The following is an 8345-nucleotide window of genomic DNA, read 5'->3' on the forward strand; positions in this document are numbered from 1 at the left end:
GAATCGCGGCACTTGCCAGCTGCAGTAACTCGCGCGTGATTTCTCGCGCCTGCCCTTCACGCGGGTTCGCGAGCTGCAAGCGTAATTGCCGCCAGCGGCGATCAAAGTGACGATTACTGCCTTTCACCGCATCAAACTCATCGTGCAGCATGGTCATCACCTCGGCGTGGCGGCCGAGCACGCGCAGGACATCCAGGCACATCACATTGCCGGATCCTTCCCAGATGCTATTGACCGGCATCTCACGATAAAGACGCGGCAGTTCGCTCTCTTCGCAATAGCCAATGCCGCCCAGCACTTCCATCGCTTCTGCCACAAAGGGCATGCCCGCCTGACAGACCACGAATTTGGCAGCCGGTGTGAACAAGCGTGCGTACAAGCGTTCATGTTCGCTGGCCGGTGTTGACCAGGCGCGCGCCAGCCGCAACAGCAAGGCGGTTTGTCCTTCCAGCTGCAGCGCCTGTTGCGCCAGCACCGCGCGCATCAGCGGCTGATCGATAAGGTTCTTGCCCATCACCTGACGCTGCTGCGCATGGTGTACGGCAATCGACAGCGCACGACGCATCTGTCCGTGGCTGCCCAGCGCGCAGTCGAAGCGCGTCATGCCGCCCATCTTGAGGATCAGCCGAACGCCGTCGCCCTCTTCGCCCATCAGCCAGCCGATTGCATCCTGAAATTCCACTTCAGCGCTGGCGTTGGAACGATTGCCGAGCTTGTCTTTCAGTCGTTCGATGCGAATGGCGTTGCGCGAGCCATCCGGCAGCAAGCGGGGCAGGAAGAAGCAACTCAATCCCTGTGACGTTTGCGCCAGAATCAGATGCGCATCGCTTTGCGGGACCGAGAAAAACCATTTATGGCCGGTGATGCGATACGCTTCGCCCGCCCCGCGCACGCCGAGCGGTTCGGCGCGTGTGGTGTTGCTCAACACATCGGTGCCGCCCTGTTTTTCCGTCATGCCCATGCCAATCAGCAGGCCGCGTTTCTGATTGCCCGGCAGATGATGCGCATCGTAACGATCGCTAAGCAGCGCTTCGCGCCAGTCAGCGTAGGGTTCAGGCAGATGATTTTGGAGCAGCGGAATAGCGGCGTGCGTCATGGTCACCGGGCAAAGCGAGCCCGCTTCCACCTGTGCATGCAGGATAAAACGTGCGGCACGCGCCACCATCGCCTGTGGCTGTACGTCGGGCTGCCAGCTGAGATTGTGTAGCCGACTGGCGCACAATCCCTGCATCAGCAGATGCCAGGCGGGATGAAAACGCACTTCGTCGAGACGTTCGCCGCGCGCGTTGTAGCGCAGCAGTTCTGGCGCTTCAACGTTTGCTAAGCGGCCTAACTCGAGAGATTCGGCGCTGCCAAGTTGCAGGCCGACGGAAGCCAGCCATTCGCGATCCCAACTGGCGCCTTCGCGTGCAACGGCCTCGCACAGGGCGATATCTCGCGTGAATAGGTTGCTGTTGCTGAGCGGATCGGGCTGGTTGAATACGGTGTGGGTGTGCCAAATCATACATATCCCCGTCATACTTCGAGCTACAGGTGCGTTGGCTGCGTGTGTTCACCCCAGTCACTTACTGATGTAAGCTCCTGGGGACTCACGCACTTGCCGCCTTCCTGTAACTCGAATTATTTAGGGTATAAGTATGTAGCTGTTTTGCAGTTATGCCTGGCCTGGAAATTTTTTTGCGGTGGGGATCACGCCTGGCGCTGACGAACGGCTTCAAACAAGCAGACGCCGGTGGCAACTGACACGTTGAGTGACGAGACGCTGCCGGCCATTGGGATGCTGATCAGCTCATCGCAATGCTCACGCGTCAAACGACGCATACCTTCACCTTCCGCACCCATCACCAGCGCCATTGGGCCAGTCATTTTGCTTTGGTAAACAGTGTGATCGGCTTCGCCTGCGGTACCAACGACCCAGACATTGTATTCCTGTAGCAAGCGCAAGGTGCGCGCCAGGTTGGTGACGCGAATCAACGGCACGTTTTCTGCCGCGCCGCTGGCCACTTTCTTCGCGGTGGCATTCAACGGTGCTGCACGGTCTTTTGGCACGATGACCGCATGCACGCCAGCGGCATCCGCGTTACGCAGGCAAGCGCCGAGATTGTGCGGATCGGTAACGCCATCCAGCACCAGCAGGAACGGCTTTTCAAGGCTTTGCAGCAGATCCGGCAAATCACCTTCCTGATACTGCTTGCCTGGCTTCACGCGCGCCACAATGCCCTGATGCACGCCGCCTTCAACCTGGCTATCGAGCCATTGACGGTTCGCCACCTGCACCGGGATTCCCTGAGCTTCCAGTGCGAGGATCAGCGGCTGCAGGCGACGATCTTCGCGGCCTTTAAGGATAAAGACTTCCTGAAAACGCTGAGGATCGCGCTCCAGTAGCGCCTGCACGCTATGAATACCAAAAATTATTTCACTCATTACTTTGCTCAAGGTTGGATTTAGATCGTTGAATACGGAGATTCGGGTGCGCATTAATGCGCACCCTGCAACGTTTTCGTCTGGTCGCCATACAAGGCGACCAAACTATCAGGCTTCGTCAGGCTGCTTCTTCGACGCACGCTTGGACTTGGTGGCGGCGGCGATTTTACGGGTTTTCTCGGAAACTTTTTTGCCTTTTTTCTCGCTTTTAGCCGGTTTCTCAGCAGCGGCAGGCTTTTTCTTGTCGCCACGGAACGCTGAATCAGGCTCGAAAGTGCCCTTCTTACCGGCATCACGACGACGTTTAGCTGGCGGTTTGCCGCCGCGTTTCTCACGCTCGCGCTCGGTTTTGCCTTCGCCGCGCGGTACACGCTTGCTGGAAATCAGCGCGAAGTCGATTTTACGCTCGTCCATATGCACTGCATCAACGCGCACTTCCACCGCATCGCCCAGACGATAAGTGCGGCCGCCGGATTCGCCAATCAAACGCTGGCCCACCGCATCGAAGCGATAATAGTCATTATCCAGCGTCGAGACATGTACCAAACCATCGATAAACAGATCGTTGAGACGCACGAAGAAACCAAAGCCAGTGACGCTGGAGATTACGCCGTTGAACACGGTGCCAACCTGATCCTGCATGAAATCGCACTTCAGCCAATCAGCAACATCGCGCGTGGCTTCATCAGCACGGCGCTCGGTCAGCGAACAGTGCTGGCCCAGCTGCAGCATTTGCTGCATGTCGTAGTGATAACCGCCGGTCGGCGTGGTGATGCCATCGACTTCGCCGCGCTCTTTTGCCAGCAGATATTTGATGGCGCGATGCAGCAGCAAATCCGGATAACGGCGAATCGGCGAGGTAAAGTGCGCATAAGACGCCAGCGCCAGGCCGAAGTGCCCCCGGTTTTCAGGATCGTAAACGGCCTGCTTCATCGAACGCAGCAGCATGGTTTGCAGCATTTCCGCGTCTGGACGATCGGCAACTTGCTTCAACAGAGCAGCATAATCGGTCGGATGTGGCTTAGCGCCGCCCGGCAGGCTTAAGCCCAGCTCGTTCAGTACGGTACGGAAGCTTTTGATGCTGTCTTCGCTTGGGCGATCGTGATCGCGGAACAGCGCAGGCTCTTCATTTTTCTCAACAAAACGCGCCGAGGCGATGTTGGCGAGAATCATGCACTCTTCAATCAGCTTATGCGCATCGTTACGTGAGGTGCGCTCAACGCGCTCAATGCGACGCTCGGCGTTGAAGATGAACTTGGCTTCATCGGTCTCAAACGAAATGCCGCCACGCTGCTCGCGCGCGGTTTCCAGCACCTGATACATGTTGTGCAGTTCATGCAAATGGGGAACCTGCGCCGCGTATTGTTCACGCAGATCGGCATCACCTTGCAGAATGTTCCACACTTTGTTGTAGGTCAGTCGCGCATGGGAATTCATCACCGCTTCATAGTGTTTGAAACCGGTAAGTTTGCCGCTGGAGGAGATGGTCATCTCACACACCATGCACAAACGATCAACCTGCGGATTCAGCGAGCACAAGCCGTTGGAGAGAATCTCCGGCAGCATCGGGATAACCTGCGACGGAAAATAGACCGAAGTGCCGCGCTGATGCGCTTCATCGTCCAGCGGTGTGCCCGGACGCACGTAATAGCTGACGTCGGCAATTGCCACCCACAAACGCCAGCCGCCGCCGCGCTTCTTCTCGCAGAAAACAGCATCATCAAAGTCGCGCGCATCTTCACCATCAATGGTGACCAGCGGCAGCTTACGTAAATCTACACGTCCAAGCTTCGCCTCTTCCGGCACTTCTTCTTTCAGCTTAGCGATCTGCTTCTCAACTTCTTCCGGCCAGGTGTGCGGGATTTCATGAGTGCGCACTGCCATATCGACCGCAAGGCTGGTGCCCATATCGTCGCCCAGCAGTTCAGTAATCTTGCCAAGCGCCTTGGTGCGACGCGTGGCACGTTGGGTGATTTCCACCACCACCACTGAACCCATACGCGCGTTGAGCGTTTCTTCTTGCGGGATCAGGATGTCGAAACTCAGGCGGCTGTCATCCGGCACCACAAAACCGGTACCTGCATCGGTAAAGTAGCGGCCGACGATCTGGCTGTTACGTGGCTCAAGCACGCGCACCACGCGCGCTTCACGACGACCTTTACGATCGGCGCTGCCTGGCTGCGCCAGAATCACGTCGCCGTGCAGGCAGAATTTCATCTGTTCGGCTGAGAGATAGAAATCATCCTTCTGGCCTTCCACGCGCAGGAAGCCGTAGCCATCGCGATGACCAATCACTTTACCGCGCAGGAGATCAAGACGTTCTGGCAGGGCGTAACATTGACGACGCGTAAACACCAGCTGACCATCGCGCTCCATGGCGCGCAGACGACGACGCAGCGCTTCCAGCTGCTCTTCGCTGGTGATATTCAATTCCTGCGCGATGTCATCGCGGTTGGTCGGCTTTTCCCGTTTTTCTAGCAGTGCCAGGATAAATTCGCGGCTTGGGATTGGGTTTTCGTATTTTTCAGCTTCTCTATCCTGAAAAGGATCTTTTGACATTACGGTTCCTCCGATGTCATTTAATTTGGATTGCCACCGGCGGTTCGGACAATAAAAGTTGGTACAGCGAATCGTTATCTTTGACCAAATCGGCCAGCGTATACTTGTCCAGTTCCTTGAGGAATAGCTGGACCGCATCGTGCAATGCTTTACGCAAACGACAGGCCGGCGTGATCACACACTCGTCACAGTTCACGAGCTGCAATGGCTCCATTCTTCGCACCACATCGCCAATGACGATTTTTTCCGGGTCCATGCCTAAACGAATTCCGCCGTTTTTACCGCGTGTTGCGGCGACAAAGCCAGCCCGGCTCAGTTGGTTGATGATTTTAACCATATGGTTACGCGACACCCCGTAGGTATCGGTGACTTCGGTAATGTTGGTCTGCTTACCTTCCGGTAACGTCGCCATGTAAATCAGGGCACGCAGACCATAATCGGTAAAACTTGTTAGCTGCACATATACCTCAGTGAATCATCGAACGTTATGGTTATGCGCCGGTCGGCGTGATGTTTAAATATGATGATAAACCAGAGCGTGGTGGCCGGTGCGTTTTTTCTGGCAAGTATCGATATCTGCAAGAAAAAATAGAGTGAGTGGAGTCAAAGATTAGAAATACAAAGGCCGGACAGAGTCCGGCCTGAGGAGATTATGCGTCGAACGGGTCGCGCAGAATCATGGTCTCACTGCGGTCTGGGCCGGTAGAAATAATATCAATTGGCACACCGGTCACTTCTTCTACACGTTTGATGTAGTCACGTGCAGCTTGCGGCAGACCTTCCAGCGTCTTAACGCCGAATGTGGTCTCGCTCCAGCCTGGCATGGTTTCGTAAATCGGCTCAATGCCTTCCCAGCCTTCAGCCGCCAGCGGCGTGGTGGTCATTTCGCGGCCATCTGGCATGCGATAAGCCACACAGATTTTCACTTCTTTCAGGCCATCCAGCACGTCCAGCTTGGTCATGCAGAAACCTGACAGTGAGTTGATCTGTACTGCACGGCGAACGGCAACCGCATCCAGCCAGCCGGTACGACGACGACGACCTGTGGTCGCGCCGAACTCGTTACCTTGTGCACACAGGAACTCGCCGGTTTCGTCGAACAGTTCGGTCGGGAATGGACCTGCACCAACACGCGTTGAGTAGGCTTTGACGATACCCAGCACGTAATCAACATAGCGTGGACCAATACCTGAACCCGTCGCTACGCCACCTGCGGTGGTGTTCGATGAGGTCACGTACGGATAGGTACCGTGGTCGATATCCAGCAGCGTACCCTGCGCACCTTCGAACATGATCAGGTCGCCACGCTTACGCGCGCCGTCCAGCAGATCAGAGACGTCAACCACCATGCTGGTAATGATATCGGCAACCGCCAGCGTATCACTCAGCACTTTTTCGTAGTCAACAGCGTCAGTTTTGTAATAGTTAACCAGCTGGAAGTTGTAGAAATCGACGATCTCTTTCAGCTTCACTGCAAAAGTTTCTTTGTTGAAGAGATCGCTCACGCGCAGACCGCGACGTGCCACTTTGTCTTCATAGGCAGGACCGATACCGCGACCGGTGGTGCCGATAGCTTTGGCGCCACGCGCTTTCTCGCGCGCCACATCCATTGCTACGTGGTATTGCAGAATCAATGGGCAGGCTTCAGAGATCAACAGACGTTCACGTACCGGCACACCGCGCTCTTCCAGACCTTTCATCTCTTTCATCAGCGCTTCAGGCGACAGTACAACGCCGTTACCAATGATGCTGGTGACGTTTTCACGCAGGATGCCAGATGGAATTAAGTGGAGGACGGTTTTTTCACCGTTGATGACAAGTGTGTGGCCTGCATTATGGCCACCTTGGTAACGCACGACGTAATTCGCGCGCTCTGTCAGAAGGTCTACGATCTTACCTTTACCTTCGTCACCCCATTGGGTGCCCAGTACGACGACGTTCTTACCCATTTTTTCAAAATCACCGATTGCTTAAAAATGGATTCTACCACCTGACTTTTACTCTTTCAGCACTTTTAGCATACGATTGCGCTGTTTTTTGCCTGAGTTTTGCTCAGCTCACAACATGTTGGGGGAACAGCGGCCAACAGACACAATTGAGTCGCGCGGCATCACACAAAATTTACGCTGATTAGCGCGCGTGCATACTGATCATCGCGTAGATCACCACGCCGGCCACCACTAAACCGCCACCAAAACGATGCAAGAGACGATCGGGTAACTGCGTCATCGCCAGGATCATGCGTCGCCAGGCGCGTGGCATAAACATCGGTCCAAGTCCTTCCAGCACCAAAACCAAAGCCAGCGCCATCCAGATGGTTGAATTCATGATTTTTTCCCAAAAAAAAGGCCGACAACATTGTCGGCCTGGACTTTATATCAGTTCTTAACGCGTGGCGTTAGAGGGCGCTTTCATATAGCGGAAGAAATCGCTATCCGGGCTCAGCACCAACACATCCTGATTGTCTGAGAAGCTATTCTCATAGGCACGCAGGCTGCGGATAAAGGCGTAGAAATCCGGGTCCTGGCTGAAGGCATCTGCAAACAGTTTTGCCGCTTCACCATCACCTTCACCGCGAGAAATCAGCGCTTCACGCTGTGCTTCTGCCAGCGTACGTGTGACCTGATAATCGGCCTGCGCACGCAGTTTCTCTGCCTCTTCCTGACCTTGTGAACGCTGACTACGCGCTACCGCTTCACGCTCGGCGCGCATACGGTTGTAGATCGCGTCAGAAACCTCGGTTGGCAGATTGATCTGCTTGATGCGCACGTCGACAACTTCAATACCCAACGCAGCCATACTGTTCGGATTTGGAGCAGGCTCGCTGCTGTTGGTTTCACGTTCTACACGTGCTGCCGCACTCGCAATTGCGTCATCCGCAGCGGGCGTCTGAACGTCATCATCATTACCTGCGCTACCGGTGTTCAGGGCATCACGCACGTCGGTAGTCAAACGGCCACGCGAATCGGTCACGATGTCTTTCACATCCAGACGACCCATTTCAGAACGCAGACGGTCACTGAACTTACGTTTCAGCAGCACTTCCGCCTGAGAAACGTCGCCACCACCGGTTGCCAGGTAGTAACGGCTGAAGTCACTGATACGCCATTTGATGTAAGAATCAACGATCAGGTCTTTCTTCTCTTTGGTAACAAAGCGGTCAGCCTGGTTATCCATGGTCTGAATGCGCGCATCCAGTGATTTCATGGTTTCAATAAACGGAATTTTGAAATGCAGACCCGGTGCGTACACCAGCGGTTTGTTTTCGTCATCACGCAGAACCTTACCAAAGCGCAGCACGATGCCACGTTGGCCTTCCTGCACCACGAACAGTGACGCGTAAAGCACCACCAGCACTACAA

Annotated in this window: 7 protein-coding genes; all 7 read right to left on the bottom strand. The window is 55.2% G+C overall.

Annotation, left to right across the window (positions count from 1 at the left end):
- Nucleotides 1–1504: isovaleryl-CoA dehydrogenase (locus RTY00_RS14540; RefSeq protein WP_312664924.1), on the bottom strand; the 1504-nt coding region annotated here is incomplete at its 3' end.
- A 185-nt stretch (nucleotides 1505–1689) separates the two neighbouring features.
- Nucleotides 1690–2424: a 23S rRNA (guanosine(2251)-2'-O)-methyltransferase RlmB gene (rlmB, locus tag RTY00_RS14545; protein WP_312664925.1), complete on the bottom strand. Its 735-nt coding sequence runs from the start codon at nucleotides 2422–2424 to the stop codon at nucleotides 1690–1692.
- Nucleotides 2425–2532: 108 nt separating this feature from the next.
- Nucleotides 2533–4983: a ribonuclease R gene (gene rnr, locus RTY00_RS14550; protein ID WP_312664926.1), complete on the bottom strand. Its 2451-nt coding sequence runs from the start codon at nucleotides 4981–4983 to the stop codon at nucleotides 2533–2535.
- A gap of 16 nt (nucleotides 4984–4999) precedes the next feature.
- The gene (nsrR, locus tag RTY00_RS14555; protein WP_008103609.1) at nucleotides 5000–5443 is read right to left on the bottom strand and encodes a nitric oxide-sensing transcriptional repressor NsrR; all 444 of its coding nucleotides are present in this window, start codon (nucleotides 5441–5443) and stop codon (nucleotides 5000–5002) included.
- 190 nt (nucleotides 5444–5633) lie between these two features.
- Entirely contained in the window at nucleotides 5634–6932 is a 1299-nt protein-coding gene (locus RTY00_RS14560) for an adenylosuccinate synthase (RefSeq protein WP_008103611.1), read from the bottom strand.
- Between the two features lie 181 nt (nucleotides 6933–7113).
- A complete protein-coding gene (locus RTY00_RS14565) occupies nucleotides 7114–7311 on the bottom strand; it encodes a DUF2065 domain-containing protein (protein ID WP_008103612.1) in 198 nt (65 codons plus the stop codon).
- A gap of 57 nt (nucleotides 7312–7368) precedes the next feature.
- Nucleotides 7369–8345 (bottom strand): protease modulator HflC (hflC, locus tag RTY00_RS14570; RefSeq protein WP_312664927.1); only part of this gene is annotated, 977 nt, incomplete at its 5' end.

The organism is Pantoea sp. CTOTU49201 (genome assembly GCF_032054795.1).
Lineage (GTDB): Bacteria > Pseudomonadota > Gammaproteobacteria > Enterobacterales > Enterobacteriaceae > Pantoea > Pantoea symbiotica.